This window comes from Labilibaculum manganireducens, from assembly GCF_963665805.2.
Taxonomy (GTDB): domain Bacteria; phylum Bacteroidota; class Bacteroidia; order Bacteroidales; family Marinifilaceae; genus Labilibaculum; species Labilibaculum manganireducens.
Genome location: NZ_CAXXEE010000003.1, coordinates 409,017 through 427,908, shown reverse-complemented (window position 1 = coordinate 427,908; position 18,892 = coordinate 409,017). Strand labels below are relative to the sequence as shown.

Annotated in this window: 13 protein-coding genes, 2 tRNA genes and 3 rRNA genes; 5 read left to right on the top strand and 13 right to left on the bottom strand. The window is 38.7% G+C overall.

What is annotated here, in order from left to right; genetic code table 11:
• The 11 genes from ACHZAX_RS01795 to ACHZAX_RS01745 all read right to left on the bottom strand — a co-directional run bounded on the left by ACHZAX_RS01795 (position 1) and on the right by ACHZAX_RS01745 (position 12,106).
• Positions 1-813: a hypothetical protein gene (locus ACHZAX_RS01795; protein ID WP_143470969.1), complete on the bottom strand. Its 813-nt coding sequence runs from the start codon at positions 811-813 to the stop codon at positions 1-3.
• A gap of 138 nt (positions 814-951) precedes the next feature.
• Positions 952-2,676 (bottom strand): tetratricopeptide repeat protein, encoded by a 1,725-nt coding sequence (locus tag ACHZAX_RS01790; protein WP_101311795.1) that lies wholly within the window; start codon positions 2,674-2,676, stop codon positions 952-954.
• Between the two features lie 115 nt (positions 2,677-2,791).
• Positions 2,792-3,427, bottom strand: a complete 636-nt coding sequence (locus tag ACHZAX_RS01785) for a deoxynucleoside kinase (RefSeq protein WP_320017802.1) — start codon at positions 3,425-3,427, stop codon at positions 2,792-2,794.
• Positions 3,428-3,601: 174 nt separating this feature from the next.
• The gene (locus tag ACHZAX_RS01780) at positions 3,602-4,090 is read right to left on the bottom strand and encodes a hypothetical protein (RefSeq protein WP_101311797.1); all 489 of its coding nucleotides are present in this window, start codon (positions 4,088-4,090) and stop codon (positions 3,602-3,604) included.
• Between the two features lie 101 nt (positions 4,091-4,191).
• Positions 4,192-6,324, bottom strand: coding sequence for a polyribonucleotide nucleotidyltransferase (gene pnp, locus ACHZAX_RS01775; protein ID WP_101311798.1), 2,133 nt, complete (start codon positions 6,322-6,324; stop codon positions 4,192-4,194).
• Positions 6,325-6,426: 102 nt separating this feature from the next.
• Entirely contained in the window at positions 6,427-6,696 is a 270-nt protein-coding gene (gene rpsO, locus ACHZAX_RS01770; protein ID WP_101263426.1) for a 30S ribosomal protein S15, read from the bottom strand.
• Positions 6,697-6,970: 274 nt separating this feature from the next.
• Positions 6,971-7,082 (bottom strand): 5S ribosomal RNA (gene rrf, locus ACHZAX_RS01765).
• A 106-nt stretch (positions 7,083-7,188) separates the two neighbouring features.
• A 23S ribosomal RNA gene (locus ACHZAX_RS01760) occupies positions 7,189-10,065 on the bottom strand.
• A gap of 120 nt (positions 10,066-10,185) precedes the next feature.
• Positions 10,186-10,259, bottom strand: a tRNA-Ala gene (locus ACHZAX_RS01755).
• A 107-nt stretch (positions 10,260-10,366) separates the two neighbouring features.
• Positions 10,367-10,440: transfer RNA gene (locus ACHZAX_RS01750), tRNA-Ile, on the bottom strand.
• Positions 10,441-10,586: 146 nt separating this feature from the next.
• Positions 10,587-12,106 (bottom strand): 16S ribosomal RNA (locus ACHZAX_RS01745).
• Together the 16S, 23S and 5S rRNA genes with 2 tRNA genes alongside form the textbook arrangement of a ribosomal RNA operon.
• Positions 12,107-12,962: 856 nt before the next feature.
• On the opposite strand from ACHZAX_RS01745, the gene ACHZAX_RS01740 reads away from it, so the two are divergent.
• From ACHZAX_RS01740 to ACHZAX_RS01725, 4 genes are all read left to right on the top strand, one after another.
• Positions 12,963-13,694 carry a polyprenol monophosphomannose synthase gene (locus ACHZAX_RS01740; protein ID WP_101309358.1) on the top strand — a complete coding sequence of 244 codons (732 nt, stop codon included), beginning with the start codon at positions 12,963-12,965 and terminating at the stop codon, positions 13,692-13,694.
• Positions 13,695-13,806: 112 nt separating this feature from the next.
• A complete protein-coding gene (locus ACHZAX_RS01735; RefSeq protein WP_320017801.1) occupies positions 13,807-15,147 on the top strand; it encodes a dihydroorotase in 1,341 nt (446 codons plus the stop codon).
• Between the two features lie 173 nt (positions 15,148-15,320).
• A complete protein-coding gene (locus ACHZAX_RS01730) occupies positions 15,321-15,818 on the top strand; it encodes a hypothetical protein (RefSeq protein WP_320017800.1) in 498 nt (165 codons plus the stop codon).
• Between the two features lie 169 nt (positions 15,819-15,987).
• The gene (locus tag ACHZAX_RS01725; RefSeq protein WP_320017799.1) at positions 15,988-16,929 is read left to right on the top strand and encodes a 2-hydroxyacid dehydrogenase; all 942 of its coding nucleotides are present in this window, start codon (positions 15,988-15,990) and stop codon (positions 16,927-16,929) included.
• Positions 16,930-16,979: 50 nt separating this feature from the next.
• Here ACHZAX_RS01725 and ACHZAX_RS01720 read toward each other — a convergent pair whose 3' ends face one another.
• On the bottom strand, positions 16,980-17,618 hold the full coding sequence (locus ACHZAX_RS01720; protein ID WP_101309362.1) for a hypothetical protein: 639 nt from the start codon (positions 17,616-17,618) through the stop codon (positions 16,980-16,982).
• Positions 17,619-17,790: 172 nt separating this feature from the next.
• On the opposite strand from ACHZAX_RS01720, the gene ACHZAX_RS01715 reads away from it, so the two are divergent.
• Positions 17,791-18,045 (top strand): hypothetical protein, encoded by a 255-nt coding sequence (locus ACHZAX_RS01715; protein ID WP_320017798.1) that lies wholly within the window; start codon positions 17,791-17,793, stop codon positions 18,043-18,045.
• Positions 18,046-18,328: 283 nt separating this feature from the next.
• Here the strand turns inward: ACHZAX_RS01715 and ACHZAX_RS01710 are convergent, their stop codons facing one another.
• On the bottom strand, positions 18,329-18,868 hold the full coding sequence (locus ACHZAX_RS01710) for a hypothetical protein (RefSeq protein ID WP_320017797.1): 540 nt from the start codon (positions 18,866-18,868) through the stop codon (positions 18,329-18,331).
• Positions 18,869-18,892 lie beyond the last annotated feature (24 nt).

Below are 18,892 nucleotides of genomic sequence, written 5' to 3'. Positions count from 1 at the left end.
TTATTCCTGAAGATTAAATTCTAAGGTAATAACGGATCCCGGGAATTCTTTTTCATGTAATTTTGAAAAGCTTCGGTGCTTCACCTGTTTCCAAACTCCATCGCCCGATATAATTTGAATTTTGCCTTGATTTTGCTTTATAAACTGACGAATCGTATACAATCCAATTCCTTTGTGAGTGTCTTTTCCTGTTGTATGTCCGTTCTCAACAGCCCACTCGATGGCTCCTACACCATTTAACCTTTTATTTAGAGTCTTATTTACGAGTAAACTAAATGGCCGCCCCTGGCTTACAATGCTTATTAAAAGCTTCTTATTATAAACAGAATAATAGTGTGCAATAAAAACTTCTTTGCAGTTGCTGTGTGCGAAAGCATTCCGGTAAACTTCGGCCACACACAATTGAACAGCCATTTTCAGCTGCTTATTTAATTTCACTTCAGGTCGCTCGGGAAAGATCCTCTTTTCCAAATAATCAGCCAAAGCCTCTTCATCTACCGAAGCAAACTGCTGGCATTTCACAAAACACTTCCATAAATATTTACGGGCAGAACCATTAATCAGCTTCCTGGAATTAAATAAGTTTTGAATAGGCTCCTGCATATTCACAAGTCGAATTTTATTCTTCCTGCGCTCCAAACCGGCAATAACGCTTCCCAATATCGCAAACAAGTTGGATTCAATCACCTTAGTGTTTGCAAAATTCAGAACAATTTGCTCCTCAAAACAACTCTTTGTTTGGTGATGCATTTCCGAAAAGAAAATATAGCCTTGAAAATTGTTTACTACTTTATATGGGAATTGGATTTCCATTCTACAATCAAATTAATTCATTATTTCACTGATAATAGTGAGAAGACGAAGATAAAAAATCTACTGAATAAATACATTACAAGAATAAAAAAAGCGACCCATAAATGGGTCGCTTCTCAATATTTTAGGAATAATTAATTATTCAACGATAGCTTTGAATTTAGCATCTTCGAAAACTTTAGCAAATTCCATGTCGGTTTTTGCAGCAGCTTTTAAAGAAGCATCTTTAGCAACAGCTGTTTCAAGGTTTGTGAAAACAAGGTTATTGTTATCAGTTCTTGCACCAACAACAGCTTTCAAATAATAAACTATTGCATCATCGCTGGTGTTAGCATTTAATTTGTCTAAAGCAACATTGTATTTTCCAACAAGGATGTTAGCCAATGCAGCATTAGCAGCAGTACACTCACCAAATTGCTTAACAGCTGTATCGTATTGTGCTTTTTTAACAGCAACAATACCTAAGTTGTAATTCACTTCGTTTCCAGCTCCTGTTGCAGCTCCGAAAAGAACTTCAGCTTCGCTTACATTACCGTTTACTAACTCAACAGCACCTAAGTTGTTTTTCACAACAGGATTGTTTGCAGATAGTTGATCAGCTTTTTCAAAGTTAGATTTAGCTTCAGATACTTTATTCATTCCGAATAAGATCATACCAGCATCATTATAACCTCTCCAATCGTTAGAGAATTGTTTTTTAGCAGTTTCGTAAATAGCCAATTTATCTTTAGCAGAATCAACTAATGAAGCAGCAAATAATAATTCTTCAACATTCAATTCAGAAGGGTTGCTTAAAGCAAGAGACTTTAATTCAGCATCAGTTTTTCCAATTAGGTCAACGTTAACAGTGAATTTAGCTCTTCTCAATTTAGGAAGTACTTCTTTTTTCACTTCGTCAAAAGCAGCTGAAATGTTTCTGATTTCTTTTTCACGTACTTCAGGATCTGAATACATTGAAAGAACGCGTAAAATCAACTCTTTATCTTGAATATTAGAAGCTTTCATTAATTCCTGGAATCCAGCCCAATCTTCAGGAGTAACTTTGCTTTTAAAGAATTCTTCAGCAGCATATTCACTCATTTTAGCTTTCTTCATTTCTTTTTTAATGTACTTAGAAGAAGAACCTTCGCGTTTAGCAGCTAATTTTTCATTAAAATCCTGCTTTCCATCCGGAGATGCGTAAGCAGCAACTTCAACACCTTTGTATTCTTTATTCTCATCCATCTTAGCAGCATCCAAATATGCTTTAAGAGCAGTAATGTCATCAGCTTTCATTTCCGACCAACGAACTTCAGAGCTGTTAATCAAGTAATGAAGTTCTGCTTCTTTACTTTCTGGAATAATTCTTTGGAAAGCATCTTTTCCAACAATACTACGTGGAGAATTTTGAACCAAAGTAGCAGTAGCGATAACACCATCAGCAACTTTATAAGGATCAAATTCCTGAGACTTATCACCTTTACTTCCAACCATTCTTACTTCAAGGTCAGAAATTCTCATCGCTTGCTCGTAAGGGATTTTTCCTGTGTAAGTGATTGTTTTACCTGTTTCGTAAGGAACAACAGTATTGTTTCCTTGAACTTTTTCACCTTGCAAAGTTTTTGAAGGGAAAGCTTTCTCTCCTGATTCAAACTTTAAAACCGGAGTTGCAACTAAAACAACATTCTTGTTGAAATACTTTGCAGGAATATTAACAGTGATTTTTACATCAACCATATCTGCATGAGCTTCCAAAACTTCAGGAGTCACTTGATACTTGATGTTACTTGCTTCTTTCTTCATTTTGCTCAATCCTGCACAACTCGTAAGAACTGCAACTGATAACAGCAAAGAAGCCAGGGAAATAACCTTTGATCTTTTCATAACAACTACTTAATTATTTTAACTTTAAACATTATAATCTAGTTCAAAAACAAATTTAAGAAAATTTTATGCAAATTAAATCGATTCGATAATTTTATTTGATATAACAAGGCCTTCAGAGAATAATTCTATTTACCCCCTTTTTGCAGTTAAAAGCGAATATCGCATCTGAAACTTTATTATAATCATCTTGATTATTAACGAAATCAATATTGTTTGTATCTATAACAAGAAAGCTAAGTTCCTGTTGTTGTTTAAAAAATCCAAAATAACTATCCTGTATTTTCTGCAAATAATCTGCTGAAATTTCTTGTTCATACTCTCTCCCTCTGCTTCTTATGTTGTTTAAGAGCTTATCTACATTGGAATGAAGATAGACGTATAAATCAGGTTTTGGTAAGGAGTTATAAATAATATGAAAAAACTGCCGATACAAACTATACTCATCATCCTTAAGCGTTTGCTTCGAAAAAATCAATGATTTCATAAAGTAATAATCCGCAATAGTAAATGATTTAAATAAATCTCTCTCGCTTAATTCCTTTTTTAACTGATTGTACCGATCGGCTAAAAAAGACATCTCCAAAGGAAATGAATACTTATCCGGATCCTTATAAAATTTGGGTAAAAACGGATTATTTGCGAACTGCTCTAAAATTAGCTTCGCATTATATTGTTCCGCAATCTTATGAGAGAGTGAGGTTTTACCAGCACCAATATTTCCTTCTATTACGATAAATTTATAATCCATTAATAGTGAGTTACAGATTTGGAGACATAAAAATAGAAAATGAGGCACAAATATCAGGCTTTTTTATAAAAAAGGAAGAGCCATTGCAAATAAAATAGTAACTATGGCTCCCAGCTATAAGTAAGATTAGAAAAGTCCATCTATTTATTCGAATTTGATATTCTTTTTTTCAGTCTAAATCTGTTTTCCTTCCCGAACTAAAATCCTGTCTTTTCTGCTCCCCAGAACATTTCCGGCAAACATTCCAATTCCAGAAGTCAGAAAAAACACTGACGGGTTGAAACTATAAAATATCCCGTAAGACAAAAGAAGCCCTAAACCAGCTCCAAAGAATGTGTATGTTGCGGAATAAGTATAAGTGAAATAATGAGCCTGAAAAACTTTATGTTTATCTTTTAAATGCTTTAGCAAGCTTTCAACTTTTTTCTCATATTCACTTTTATTTACGCCTGACTTGTTAATTAATCGATCCAACTCCAGAACGATAGTTTCCAACTCTTTTCGGGCGTATTTACATTCTAAACAACTCTCATCATTGTTTAAATGCTTTGCTATTCTTTTTAGTTTTTCAATTTGATAAAATCGATAATCGCGCACTGATATATGAAGATCAATTTGTTCATCAATTTTATTTGATATCGTACTAACCCAATTTTCAGTCATAAAGTCGATTCTGTTTTAGAAGGTTTAAAGTTAGTCATTCAGCTAATAACAAAAAAAAATCCCGGAATAAATCCGGGATTTTCAATCATATATTTAATTTTCTATTTCTCCTCTTTCTCAGGCTTAGGCAACAAAGCTTTTCTAGAAAGTTTCAGTTTACCCGATTTAGCATCAACTTCAATAAGTTTTACCTCAATAATCTGACCTTCTTTCAAAACTTCATCAACTGTATTTAATCTTCTGTGTTCAATTTCAGAAATATGAAGCAAACCATCTTTTCCTGGAAGAACTTCAACAAAAGCACCAAATGCAACAATTGATTTTACTTTTCCTTTGTAGATTTCTCCAACTTCAGGAATTGCAACAATACCCTTAATACGAGCTAAAGCCGCATCAATAGCTTCTTTATTATTAGCCGAAATATCAACAACACCTTTATTGTCAATTTCCTCGATAACAAGAACAGCACCTGTTGATTCCTGAATCTCCTGAATGATCTTTCCACCTGGTCCGATTACTGCACCGATCATATCTTTTGGAATTTCAATAGATACAATACGCGGAGCATGAGGTTTCAAATCTTCTCTTGGTTCACTAATAGTTTCCTTAATTTTTCCAAGAATATGAAGACGCCCCAAACGTGCCTGATCTAAAGCTTGAGCTAAAACTTCGTAAGGAAGTCCGTCCACTTTAATATCCATTTGAGTAGCTGTAATACCATCTTTAGTACCTGTTACTTTAAAGTCCATATCACCTAAATGATCTTCATCACCTAAAATATCAGATAATACAGCATATTTCTCAGCACCCTTAGTTGAGATCAATCCCATTGCAATACCAGATACCGGATTTTTAATCTTAATACCTGCATCCATCAACGCCAATGTTCCTGCACATACAGTAGCCATTGAAGAAGAACCATTAGATTCTAAAATATCAGAAACTACACGTATAGCATATGGGGAATCTTTAGGAATCATTCCTTTTAAAGCTCTAAAAGCAAGATTTCCATGACCAACTTCTCTACGGCTGATACCACGCGAAGGACGGGCATCTCCAGTTGAGAATGAAGGGAAATTATAATGAAGAACAAATTTCTCTTTTCCTCTGTACAATACGTCATCCACCATTTTCTCATCCAACTTAGTCCCTAAAGTAACTGAAGTTAATGATTGTGTTTCACCTCTGGTAAATATAGCAGAACCGTGAGCACCTGGTAAATAATCAATTTCAGACCAGATTGGACGAATTTCGTCAGTCTTACGACCATCTAAACGTACACGATCTTCTAAAACCATTTCTCGAACAGCGTCTTTTTCAACATCGTGATAGTAACGGCCAATCAAAGACTTGTTAATCTCTAAAGCGTCTTTACCTTCAGAATATTCAGCTATAAACTCTTCTTTTATTGCACCAAATGCATCAGAACGTTCATGCTTATTTGGGTTTTGTAATCTTGCTGCGGCTAATACCTTAGCATATGTTTTATCCACGATTAACTGACGAAGTTCTTCATCATTAGTTTCGTGACAATATTCTCTTTTAACAGTTTTACCTGTTAGTTCAGCCAACTCAACTTGAACCTGGCATTGAACTTTAATAGCTTCGTGACCGAATTTGATAGCTTCCAGCATTTCAGCTTCAGAAATTTCAGACATTTCACCTTCAACCATCATGATGTTATCCATGGTAGCAGCAATAATCATATCAAGATCAGCAGTTTCTAATTCTGTACGAGATGGATTAATCATCATTTTGCCATCGATTCGGGCAACACGAACTTCAGAAATTGGTTCTGAGAATGGAACATCTGATACTGCGATCGCTGCAGATGCAGCTAAGCCTGCAAGAGCGTCAGGCATATCATCGGCATCAACCGAAATAAGGTTAATGGAAACAAAAGTCTCTGCGTGGTAATCTGCAGGGAATAATGGACGTAGAGCACGATCCACAAGACGACAAACAAGAATCTCATAATCTGAAGGTCTGCCTTCACGTTTCATGAAACCTCCAGGAAATCTACCTAATGCGCTGAATTTCTCCTTATATTCAACCGACAAAGGCATAAAATCAACATCCGCTTTTGCATCTTTTGCAGACACAACAGTAGCCAACAACATGGTCTTACCCATTTTAACTACAACAGCTCCATCAGCTTGTTTTGCTAACTTCCCTGTTTCAATTGTGATGGACCTTCCATCACCTAATTCAATTATTTTTTCAATCACTTTCATCTTTGTGTAGTTTATTTCAAACTCTTTTTAGGATAAGCAACAGGATGTCGCTATATATTATAAAAAGCAATCCCGATTACTCGGGATTGCTTTAATATGATATTATTTACGAATATTTAAAGCTTTGATAATAGCTCTGTATCTTTCAATATCTTTTGCTTTTAAGTAATCAAGAAAATTTCTTCTTTTACCTACTAGCAATTGCAGTGCACGTTGGGTACTGTAATCTTTTCTGTTTTTCTTTAAATGTTCAGTCAAGTGACTGATACGGTATGAAAACAAAGCTACTTGTGATTCTGCAGTCCCAGTATCTTTGTTAGACTTCCCGTACTTCTCGAAAAGCTCTTGCTTTTTCTCTGCTGATAAATACATAATTCTTTTATTTGAAAATTTAAAACTTATTATAACTGATTGCATTATACAACCAGTTCGCAAAATTAAGCAATATTTTCTACAAAGCAAGATATCTTAATAAAAACATCGATTCAAAATCCTGAAATATTGCGAATTACTTTCACTACCAACTGATTGGCTATTTTTTACTAACCTTCCGAAATTATTTTCGCACGAAACACAAGTTTCAACACCCAATTTAAGGGCAAAAAAAAAAAGAGTCTCATTCCTCACTGGAACAAGACTCTTTAAAAGTTGGCGTCGACCTACTCTCCCACCAAAAAGGCAGTACCATCGGCGCTATCGGGCTTAACTTCTCTGTTCGGAATGGGAAGAGGTGGAACCCCGATGCAATAGACACCTAAAATCATTCATCTAATATTGGGCTTACACCCTCAAGATAATATCATAGACATATCAAAAAAATCAAAGTAAAAATAACTTCCGAAAAAATTCAGAAATGAACACCCCACTCAGAAGTTTTAGGGTAATTAGTATTGCTCGGCTTTGACGTCACCGCCTTTACACCTGCAACCTATCAACGTCGTAGTCTCCAACGACCCTTAAAGGAAATCTCATCTTGAGGTAGGCTTCGTGCTTAGATGCTTTCAGCACTTATCCCTTCCGAACGTAGCTACTCTGCAATGCAGCTGGCGCCACAACAGATGCACCAGAGGTTCGTCCAACCCGGTCCTCTCGTACTAGAGTCAGATCCTCTCAAATTTCCAACGCCCACAACAGATAGGGACCGAACTGTCTCACGACGTTCTGAACCCAGCTCGCGTGCCACTTTAATGGGCGAACAGCCCAACCCTTGGGACCTTCTCCAGCCCCAGGATGTGACGAGCCGACATCGAGGTGCCAAACCGCTCCGTCGATATGAGCTCTTGGGAGCGATCAGCCTGTTATCCCCGGCGTACCTTTTATCCTTTGAGCGATGGCCCTTCCATGCGGAACCACCGGATCACTATGCTCTACTTTCGTACCTGATCGACCTGTATGTCTCACAGTCAAGCACCCTTGTGCCATTGCACTCTTCACACGATTACCAAACGTGTTGAGGGTACCTTTAGAAGCCTCCGTTACTCTTTTGGAGGCGACCACCCCAGTCAAACTACCCACCACACACTGTCCGTCGTCAGACGTTAGACTCCAGATAAGCAAAGGGACGTATTTCAAGGTTGACTCCACTAGTCCTGGCGAACCCGCTTCGTAGTCTCCGTCCTATCCTACACATTACTTACCCAAAATCAATGTGAAGCTGCAGTAAAGGTGCACGGGGTCTTTCCGTCCCGTTGCGGGTAATCGGCATCTTCACCGATACTACAATTTCACCGAGCTCATGGCTGAGACAGTGCCCAGATCGTTACACCATTCGTGCAGGTCGGAACTTACCCGACAAGGAATTTCGCTACCTTAGGACCGTTATAGTTACGGCCGCCGTTTACTGGGGCTTCATTTCAATGCTTCTCCGAAAATAACATCTCCACTTAACCTTCCAGCACCGGGCAGGTGTCAGGCCTTATACTTCAACTTTCGTTTTTGCAAAGCCATGTGTTTTTGATAAACAGTCGCCTGGGCCATTTCACTGCGGCTCTCATCGCTGAGAGCGTCCTTTCTCCCGAAGTTACAGGACTATTTTGCCGAGTTCCTTAGCCATGAATCACTCGAGCGCCTTAGTATACTCTACTTGACTACCTGTGTCGGTTTGTGGTACGGGCAGCTTTAACCTGATGCTTAGAGGTTTTTCTTGGAAGTAAAATTAGGCACACTATCTGCGCTGCCGTAGCATTGCAGTACTATCGACTTTCAGCTCAAGATGCGGATTTGCCTGCATCTATCATCACGTACGGTCTTCAACGAACTATTCCGTCAGTTCGCGGTGCTTTCATCTCTTCGTCACCCCATCGCAGTTAATGCCGGTACGGGAATATTAACCCGTTGTCCATCGAGTTCGCCTTTCGGCTGCCCCTTAGGTCCCGACTAACCCTGATCCGATTAGCGTTGATCAGGAAACCTTAGTCTATTGGCGTGCGGGTTTCTCACCCGCATTATCGTTACTTATGCCTACATTTGCTTTTCCAGAAGCTCCACAATGCATTACCACACTGCTTCTGCGCCGCTGGAATGCTCCCCTACCAGTTAGAATAAATTCTAAATCCATAGCTTCGGTAGTATGTTTTATGCCCGATTATCATCCATGCAGGATCGCTCGACTAGTGAGCTGTTACGCACTCTTTAAATGAATGGCTGCTTCCAAGCCAACATCCTAGCTGTCAATGCAATCTCACCTCGTTAGTTCAACTTAACATACATTTGGGGACCTTAGCTGATGGTCTGGGTTCTTTCCCTCTCGTCCGTGGACCTTAGCACCCACGGGCTCACTGCCAGATATAAGTTATAGCATTCGGAGTTTGTCTGGATTTGATAGGCGGTGAAGCCCTCGCATCCAATCAGTAGCTCTACCTCTATAACTCTCGACTCTGACGCTGCACCTAAATGCATTTCGGGGAGTACGAGCTATTTCTCAGTTTGATTGGCCTTTCACCCCTACCCACAGTTCATCCCAAGACTTTTCAACGTCAACGGGTTGGGCCCTCCACTCTGGATTAACAGAGCTTCAGCCTGACCATGGGTAGATCACCAAGTTTCGCGTCTACCCCCACTAACTTTACGCCCTATTCAGACTCGCTTTCGCTTCGACTACGGACCTGAAGCCCTTAATCTCGCTAGTGAGGAGTAACTCGTAGGCTCATTATGCAAAAGGCACGCCGTCACACCAAAAGGTGCTCCGACCGCTTGTAAGCGTATGGTTTCAGGTACTTTTTCACTCCTCTGTTCGAGGTGCTTTTCACCTTTCCCTCACGGTACTTGTTCACTATCGGTCTCTCAGGAGTATTTAGCCTTACCGGATGGTCCCGGCAGATTCACACAGAATTTCTCGTGTTCCGCGCTACTCAGGATACTGCTGGTTCGGTTTTGCTTACGTGTACGGGACTATCACCCCCTGCGGTGTGTCTTTCCAAACACTTCCACTTCACGCCACTTCTCGTATTGCAGTCCTACAACCCCTACATTGCCGAAACAATATAGGTTTGGGCTGATCCCCGTTCGATCGCCACTACTGGGGGAATCACTTTTGTTTTCTTCTCCTCCGGGTACTTAGATGTTTCAGTTCTCCGGGTTTGCTTCCATTGCTGGATACCTGTTAAAACAGGTGGGTTGCCCCATTCGGAAATTCACGGGTCAAAGGTTATTTGCACCTCTCCATGACTTATCGCAGCTTATCACGTCCTTCATCGCCTCTGAGAGCCAAGGCATCCGCCATACGCTCTTAATTACTTCTTATTGTGTTAACAAAAATAAATCCCGTTACCGGTATTCATCCCTGTTTCTTTACTTTAGTTACTTCTACTTTAATTTTGTTTCAATATGTCAAAGAACTTTAAATACACCATCGTATTTGTGTGGAGAATATCGGAGTCGAACCGATGACCTCCTGCGTGCAAGGCAGGCGCTCTAGCCAACTGAGCTAATCCCCCATAGTATCGTTTCACTCTATTACTAATTAAAAATCTTTAATTCCAAATTACGTCCTCTTTCAATTTCGTAATTCATAATTCCTAATTCTTAATTCATAACTTAATAGTAGTCCTGCGCAGATTTGAACTGCGGACCCCTACATTATCAGTGTAGTGCTCTAACCAACTGAGCTACAGGACTATTACTACCTACCTGCTTAGCGGTGAAAACACCCTAACGCTATGGGTTATGGTATAAATAAATTTATGAAAACAATCAGTCAGGAAATACAGTCTATAACTCTTATCGAATCGAAATTCCTATAGTACAATACTTCCAAGCTCCAGAAAGGAGGTGTTCCAGCCACACCTTCCGGTACGGCTACCTTGTTACGACTTAGCCCCAGTTACCAATTTTACCCTAGGACGCTCCTTGCGGTTACGTACTTCAGGTCCCCTCGGCTTCCATGGCTTGACGGGCGGTGTGTACAAGGCCCGGGAACGTATTCACCGTAGCGTTGCTGATCTACGATTACTAGCGAATCCAACTTCACGGAGTCGAGTTGCAGACTCCGATCCGAACTGAGACCAGCTTTTGAGATTAGCATCCAGTCACCTGGTAGCTGCCCTTTGTACTGGCCATTGTAACACGTGTGTAGCCCTGGACGTAAGGGCCGTGCTGATTTGACGTCATCCCCACCTTCCTCTCACCTTACGGTGGCAGTCTCGCTAGAGTCCTCAGCTTAACCTGTTAGCAACTAACGATAGGGGTTGCGCTCGTTATGGGACTTAACCCGACACCTCACGGCACGAGCTGACGACAACCATGCAGCACCTTGTAAATTGCTCCGAAGAGAAAGCCTGTTTCCAAGCCGGTCAATCTACATTTAAGTCCAGGTAAGGTTCCTCGCGTATCATCGAATTAAACCACATGTTCCTCCGCTTGTGCGGGCCCCCGTCAATTCCTTTGAGTTTCATTCTTGCGAACGTACTCCCCAGGTGGATTACTTAATGCTTTCGCTCAGTCACGCACGGTGTATTGTGCACAACGAGTAATCATCGTTTACGGCGTGGACTACCAGGGTATCTAATCCTGTTCGCTCCCCACGCTTTCGTCCATCAGCGTCAATGTTAGCTTAGTGAGCTGCCTTCGCAATCGGTGTTCTACGTTATATCTATGCATTTCACCGCTACATAACGTATTCCGCCCACCTCAACTAAATTCAAGGCCTTCAGTATCAATGGCAGTTCCGGAGTTGAGCTCCGGGATTTCACCACTGACTTAAAAGCCCGCCTACGGACCCTTTAAACCCAATAAATCCGGATAACGCTTGGATCCTCCGTATTACCGCGGCTGCTGGCACGGAGTTAGCCGATCCTTATTCTTACAGTACCTTCAGTTCACTACACGTAGCAAAGTTTATTCCTGTAAAAAAGCAGTTTACAACCCATAGGGCCGTCATCCTGCACGCGACATGGCTGGTTCAGGCTTGCGCCCATTGACCAATATTCCTCACTGCTGCCTCCCGTAGGAGTCTGGTCCGTGTCTCAGTACCAGTGTGGGGGACTATCCTCTCAGACCCCCTAAGCATCATCGTCTTGGTGAGCCGTTACCTCACCAACTAACTAATGCTACGCATGCCCATCTTTTACCTCCGTAGATTTAATATTCAAACCATGCGATCTAAATATATTATGCGGTATTAATCCAAATTTCTTTGGGCTATCCCCCGGTAAAAGGCAGGTTGCATACGCGTTACTCACCCGTGCGCCGGTCTCTAGACAGCAAGCTGCCTATACCCCTCGACTTGCATGTGTTAGGCCTGTCGCTAGCGTTCATCCTGAGCCAGGATCAAACTCTTCGTTGTATAAAAACTTTTGTTGTAATTCTGCTCCTGGATGTATTTATAGTTATCGTAATTCTTTATTGACAAGGTTATTATTCCCTGTATTTACCTAACTTCTTGTTTCCAATATTTTCAAAGAACTTCTGCCGGCCGTTTTCCCCTTCCTTAAAAAGGCAGCCTGTTCTAAAATTTCATTCTCTAATTAAGACAGTCGTTTCTGTCTCTGAAAGCGAGTGCAAAGATAAAGAATTTAATTCCTAATCTGCAAATCTTTTTTCAACTTTTTTTTCAGGGTAATTTCGCTGTAATCCCCAAGTTTCCTGGTGACCCACAAGCTCGTTAGCTCCGAAAGCGGGTGCAAAGATAAATCTTTTATTTTAATAAATCCTAATCCCTAAGTGAAAAAATTTCAAAAAAAATAAAGCCCGTTCCTGTGATAAAAAAATTACTCCCCAAATCACTCTAAACACTGGACACTTTCCCTTGAAAGCGGTGCAAAGATAAATGATTATTTTTCCCAATTCCTAATGCATTTGGAAAGTATTTCTAAACATTATCTTAACTCATTGATAACCTGATTGAATAATTTTTGATGAAAAGTAAATGAGTGAATGATTCCTGATGGTGCTGAGTAAAACATGATTCGCTGATGATCGCGAGAATCCCCCATTACGGATAGAAGCGATATCCTTTTAGTGAGGAACGAGGTAAAAGATTTAGCGGATAGCCCGACCAATTTTACTATTCTTTTTATAGAAAATTGGGAATGGTCGGATTAAAATTGAAAATTTTAGGCTTTTTAACTATCGTTCGGAAAAGATTTTAGGTAGATATACTATCTTCGTATTGCAAAATTATTTTAACACATTAATCTCTCATGGTGACAAATCGTATTGTTATTATCCCAACTTACAACGAAAAAGAAAACATTGAAGCGATTGTAAGGAAGGTTTTTTCGCTGGATACAGCTTTTGATATTCTGATTATAGAGGATAACTCGCCAGACGGGACTGCTGCTATTGTAAAGAAACTGCAAAATGAATTTTCGCAGCTGCACATTGTAGAACGCAAGGGCAAACTTGGTTTGGGCACAGCATATATTACTGGTTTTAAATGGGCGTTGGAACGCAAATATGAATATGTGTTCGAAATGGATGCTGATTTTTCACACAATCCGGAAGATTTAGTTCACTTATATAAGGCTTGTTCGGAAAAAGGTGGTGATATGGCCATTGGATCGCGCTACGTTTCCGGTGTAAATGTTGTAAATTGGCCTATGGGTAGAGTATTGATGTCGTATTTTGCATCGAGATATGTCCGGTTTGTAACGGGAATGAAGATTCATGATGCTACAGCCGGCTTTAAATGCTATACAAGAAAGGTATTGGAAACGATTAATTTGGATAACATCCGATTTAAAGGCTATGCTTTTCAGATTGAAATGAAGTTTACGACCTGGAAATATGGTTTCAATATTATTGAAGTACCAATTATTTTTACCGACAGAACCCAGGGAACCTCTAAAATGAGCGGTGGAATTTTTAATGAAGCTGTTTGGGGAGTGATTAAAATGAAGTTGAGAAGCTTTTTCACAAAATATAATAGATAGGAGAAATGAGATGTTAGCTGTGAGATTAATTTATTTGATAAAATAGTGAGGCTTTCTAAACATCTATATACTATAAATACAAAACATTACAACACATTAACTAAGCAACCAAATGTCAAGTTTTCTAATTAAAAATGCCTTGATTATTAATGAAAGCAAAAAGTTTGCAGGAAGTGTTCTTGTGAAAAATCAACTAATTGAAGAAATATACACTTCAACTCCTGAAGTTACAGATAAGAATTGGACTGTTATTGATGCTGCCGGAAGGTTACTGATTCCGGGTGTTATTGATGATCAGGTTCATTTTCGTGATCCGGGAATGCCACAAAAAGGGGATTTATATACCGAATCGAGAGCTGCTGTTGCCGGGGGAACTACCTCGTTTATGGATATGCCCAATGTGAAACCACAAACGGTAACTCAGGAATTGCTAACAGAACGCTATAGATTAGGCTCTGAAAAATCTTTGGCAAACTACTCCTTTTATATGGGTGCTACAAATACAAATCTGGAGGAGATATTAAAAACTGATCCGAAATCGGTTTGTGGCATTAAGATATTTATGGGCTCGTCGACCGGAAACATGTTGGTAGATGATATTGACACACTTTCGCAGATTTTTGAAAAATCGCCCATGTTGATCGCAACCCACTGTGAGGACACTCCCACCATTGATAAAAATCAGGCTGAATATCAGAAAAAATTCGGTGATGACATTCCTATGGAGTATCATGGTGTGATAAGAAGTGCCGAGGCTTGCTACAAATCGTCATCGAAAGCTATCGAACTGGCAAAGAAATACAATACTCGTTTGCATATTCTGCATTTGTCAAGTGCAATGGAAATGGATTTGTTTGATAATTCGATTCCTGCAAAAGATAAAAGAATTACCAGTGAGGTTTGTGTTCACCATTTATGGTTTGATGATAAAGATTACCTGACTAAAAAGTCGAGAATACGTTGGAATCCTGCAATTAAGACAAAAAAAGATCAGGATGCGCTTTGGAAAGCTCTTTTGGATGATCGTTTGGATGTGGTTGCAACTGATCATGCTCCGCATACTCCGGAAGAAAAGGATGGCAACTACATGCAAGCCGCCGGTGGTGGTCCTTTGGTTCAGCATTCGCTGATAGCTATGATGGAACAAGCACGTAGAGGAAAAATCAGTATGGAAAAGGTAGTGGAGAAAATGTGCCATACTCCGGCTGAAATTTTTCAGGTTGAAAAACGTGGTTTTATTCGCAAGGGATACTACGCCGATTTGGTTATTTTAAAAGAAGATGACTGGATGGCTACCAATGCCAATTCGTTATACAAATGTGGATGGACTCCTTTTGATGGCGAGAAATTCCAATATAAAGTGGACAAAACCTTTGTTAATGGACATTTGGCCTACGACAATGGTGTATTTGATGACAGTTCTAAAGGAATGAGGCTGAGTTTTGAAAGGTAGAAGTGAGATTTGAGAAATAAGAAAAAAGGTGAAAGGTGAAATTTTCAAAATATGAAACGTTCATGCCAAAAGGTGTTTTAACATACAGTGAGATGATTATTTCAGCATGGTAAGTTCTCCCGAAACAAGTTCGGGACAGGCTATATGGCAACTGAAAAACAAATAATAAACATATGAAACACTATAATCGTATAAAAACAGCTCTGATTATTTCAGGGCTTTTTTTGTTTTCCTGCCAGCAGAAAGATACTGTTGAAAACAAAGAATATTCTGGTGTAAAAATCGCCAATCCTATTATTTATGAGGTTTTGGTGACTAATCCAAATCCTGAGGATGATTGGAAAACTGAATGCCTTGCAAATACCAATATTCACGACCTTGTAAAAGACATTATTAATGCGGTAAGAAATGGCGATCTTCCGGCCTTTGATTATTACGACAATCACCGGTTATCAATTCCTGAACTTGAAAAAATAATAGCCGAAAGTGATTTGATGAATAAAACAGGAAACATTCAGTTTGAAGAGGAATGGTTTTGGGATGCGAAAAAGCTTTCTCTTGAAAAGAGAGTTAATAAAATGATGTTTGGCTACGAGATATATGATGCTTTAGGAAAAGTTAGAGGCTACAAGGCTAGTTTTGAAGTAAATTTAAATGCTGATAAAAATTGATTATTTAAGCCTTACACAGATTTGTAAACCAATTCCAATTCTTAGCTATTCATCTAATTAATACTTGACCTGAAATTGTTCATTTTCTGAATTTCCATCTATTTTTACACTAAAAATTTAAATCATGAACTCTCTTGATTCTTGATCCTTTAAACTTGACACTTATACAATGAAAGTACTATTTATAGATTCAACCCACGCACGTTTAAGAGAAATGCTTGAAGCAGCAGGGTTTGAATGCACTTATGCACCTGAAAAAAACAAAGAAGAGCTTCTGGCAATTTTTCATGAGTTCGACGGCTTTATTATCCGCAGTAAATTCAAATTAAACAAGGAAGAATTAGATCAGGCTACCCGCCTGAAATTTATTGGTCGTGTGGGTGCCGGATTGGAAAACATTGATGTTGACTACGCCGAAAGCAAAGGGATTAGATGCTTTAATGCTCCGGAAGGAAACAGAGATGCGGTTGGTGAACATGCCGTAGGAATGCTGCTCTCTCTTTTCAACAACTTGTGCCGGTGCAATTGGGAAGTTAGAAATGGAATGTGGCGACGGGAAGAAAATCGAGGCATCGAAATAAAAGGAAAAACCATTGGTATTATTGGATATGGAAATATGGGTGGTGCTTTTGCCCAGCGCTTGAAAGGTTTCGGTTGCAAAGTTATTGCCTACGACAAATATAAATTCGATTATTCGGATGAGTTTTGTGACGAAAAACAGTTGAATGATTTGTTTGAGCAATGCGATGTTTTGAGTCTGCATGTGCCACAAACAGAGGAAACAATGTTTATGGTGAATGATGACTTCCTGAATAAATTTAAAAAGCCAATTTACCTTATTAATACTGCTCGCGGAAAAGTTGTTCGCATTGCTGATTTGGTGAAAAATTTAGAATCGGGTCAAGTAAAAGGTGCTTGTTTGGATGTTTTGGAATTTGAAAAAACTTCCTTCGAAGATTTGCATGCATCAGAGCTGCCTGCAGAGTTTCAATATTTAATTGAATCGGAAAAAGTATTGTTGAGTCCGCATGTTGGAGGCTGGACACATGAATCGAATATTAAACTATCGGAAGTTACGGCTCAAAAGATTATTGATGAATTTGGAGAGTAATGATTCTTACCAAAATACAAAACCTTTAATTAAATTAAAGGTTTTGTATTTTAAATATGAAGCTCCAGCTTAGGCTCCTCAAGCTGAATAATATGACTTCTGATTTCTTCTGCAATGCTGAATAAGGTTTCTATTTTTTCCGGTTCAACAAACCAACTGTCTGTAGTAAAAATTCCAAAATGAGATCTGTTTATTAATGACGGAACAAAACTGGCATTTACAAGATTCACTCCGATTTTAAGCCTTTTATCAAACTCCAATGAGTTACAAATCAATTCTTGTATCTCTAAATTCTTAAAAATATTATTTGTCCCGATAGAATCAAACTCCTCTATCACCACCTGAGAATCGAAAGATTCATTGCCCGTTTTATAATCACTCTGCGATAAGAAGGGATTAAATATATCCTTTATATTTTTCTTTCTGATAAGTATTTTAGCTGATCTGCACATCGATATTGGGAAAAAAACACCACTAAACGTTGATTTTTCATTTATCTTTCGGGAATCTCCAAAACATACAAAATAACTACTCTCACCTCCATTATTAGTAATATACAGATTTCGAAGATTATAAATAAGAGGATTCAAAGCATTACCATGACAATGCTTCACTGAAAAGTCAATATTTCTATTAGACTGCCTCGCAAATTCTTTTAACTTCTGAATGCTTGTTTTTCGCTTTTTCATGAGTTTAAGTTAATAACATTATATTGTTTTATGTAAAAATAATCACCAATACCACAAGTATTACTGTTTAATTCAATTTACATAAAATATACTTAATAGAAAAATATTTTTTTCAAAAAAATCTTTCCTCAATAGCTTTTAGTCAACAATTAAAAGCCTTTCATCAACAAATATGACACTACAAACAGAACCTAAAAACGATATTATTAGAATTATGAGATACAGTTATACGAATATCACTTGCCTCTCCATTAAAGGTTTTCACAGAAAAACAACTGCTTACGACAAATTCAACTATTCAGGCGAGCTTTGTGAAGAAAAACAGATGAAAGACTTGTTTGAGCAATGCGATATTATGAGTCTGTATGTGCAGCAAGCGGAGGAAACGATGTTTTTGGTAAATGATAAATTCCTGAATAAATTTTAAAAACCGATTTACCTTATTACTAATACACTGAAAAGGGGGTTCGCATTCCTTACCTGGTGAAAAATCCTCATCTGGTCAGATGAAAGGTGCTTGTTTATCAGATTGAAGCGGAAAAAGTATTGCTGAGTCTGCACATTGGTGACTGGACTCATGAATCGAACAGGAAGCTATCGGAAGTTAGGGCTCAAAAAAATATTGATGAGTTTGGAAAATAAAGTTATCTAAAACAAAGAGGCTGTCTCATAACTACGAAACAGCCTCTTTTTATTAATGAGTGTAAATTCTAAAATCCGTAAGCCATTCCAATTCCAAAATAGTGATAAGCCTCATCGGTTAATTCAATTTCAGCTTCCATAATCAGCGACCATCCATTTCCAACGGCAACTCTTATACCAATTGGCACCCAAAGTGGGATTGCAGTTTCATCGCCAAAATTAATATCCATATCTAATCCGGTAATCAATTTTGTTCCCGATGCCAAGGGAACAGTTACATTGGCTGTTCCATCGAACCCAAAATCATGAAAATGGTGAGCTCCTGCTGACAATGAGAGGTTCTTGCTGATTCCAAACTCAACATCGCCACCATAATAAGTTTCATCACCAAAAGCACCAATCTTAGCTCCCAAATCAATATTTCTTCCAACACCTACTCCAGCATGAAAAAACATTAAAAATTCATTCGATCCATTGGATACCAACATAGAAGGTTCAAATCCAATCGACGCCTCACCACTTTTTAAAATTCCTGATGTATTAAAAATTTGGGCATTCCCTACTATTGCAACAAGCATCAAACTCAATAAAATTATTCTTCTCTTCATAACTAATTTTTAAATATTAAATAG

Coding starts and splice junctions, on each gene's coding strand:
- ACHZAX_RS01735 (WP_320017801.1), top strand. CDS start 13,807: ATGTCAAGTTTTCTAATTAAAAATGCCTTGATTATTAATGAAAGCAAA.
- pnp (WP_101311798.1), bottom strand. CDS start 6,324: ATGAAAGTGATTGAAAAAATAATTGAATTAGGTGATGGAAGGTCCATC.
- rpsO (WP_101263426.1), bottom strand. CDS start 6,696: ATGTATTTATCAGCAGAGAAAAAGCAAGAGCTTTTCGAGAAGTACGGG.
- ACHZAX_RS01785 (WP_320017802.1), bottom strand. CDS start 3,427: ATGGATTATAAATTTATCGTAATAGAAGGAAATATTGGTGCTGGTAAA.
- ACHZAX_RS01740 (WP_101309358.1), top strand. CDS start 12,963: ATGGTGACAAATCGTATTGTTATTATCCCAACTTACAACGAAAAAGAA.
- ACHZAX_RS01725 (WP_320017799.1), top strand. CDS start 15,988: ATGAAAGTACTATTTATAGATTCAACCCACGCACGTTTAAGAGAAATG.
- ACHZAX_RS01790 (WP_101311795.1), bottom strand. CDS start 2,676: ATGAAAAGATCAAAGGTTATTTCCCTGGCTTCTTTGCTGTTATCAGTT.
- ACHZAX_RS01795 (WP_143470969.1), bottom strand. CDS start 813: ATGGAAATCCAATTCCCATATAAAGTAGTAAACAATTTTCAAGGCTAT.
- ACHZAX_RS01710 (WP_320017797.1), bottom strand. CDS start 18,868: ATGAAGAGAAGAATAATTTTATTGAGTTTGATGCTTGTTGCAATAGTA.
- ACHZAX_RS01715 (WP_320017798.1), top strand. CDS start 17,791: ATGACACTACAAACAGAACCTAAAAACGATATTATTAGAATTATGAGA.
- ACHZAX_RS01780 (WP_101311797.1), bottom strand. CDS start 4,090: ATGACTGAAAATTGGGTTAGTACGATATCAAATAAAATTGATGAACAA.
- ACHZAX_RS01730 (WP_320017800.1), top strand. CDS start 15,321: ATGAAACACTATAATCGTATAAAAACAGCTCTGATTATTTCAGGGCTT.
- ACHZAX_RS01720 (WP_101309362.1), bottom strand. CDS start 17,618: ATGAAAAAGCGAAAAACAAGCATTCAGAAGTTAAAAGAATTTGCGAGG.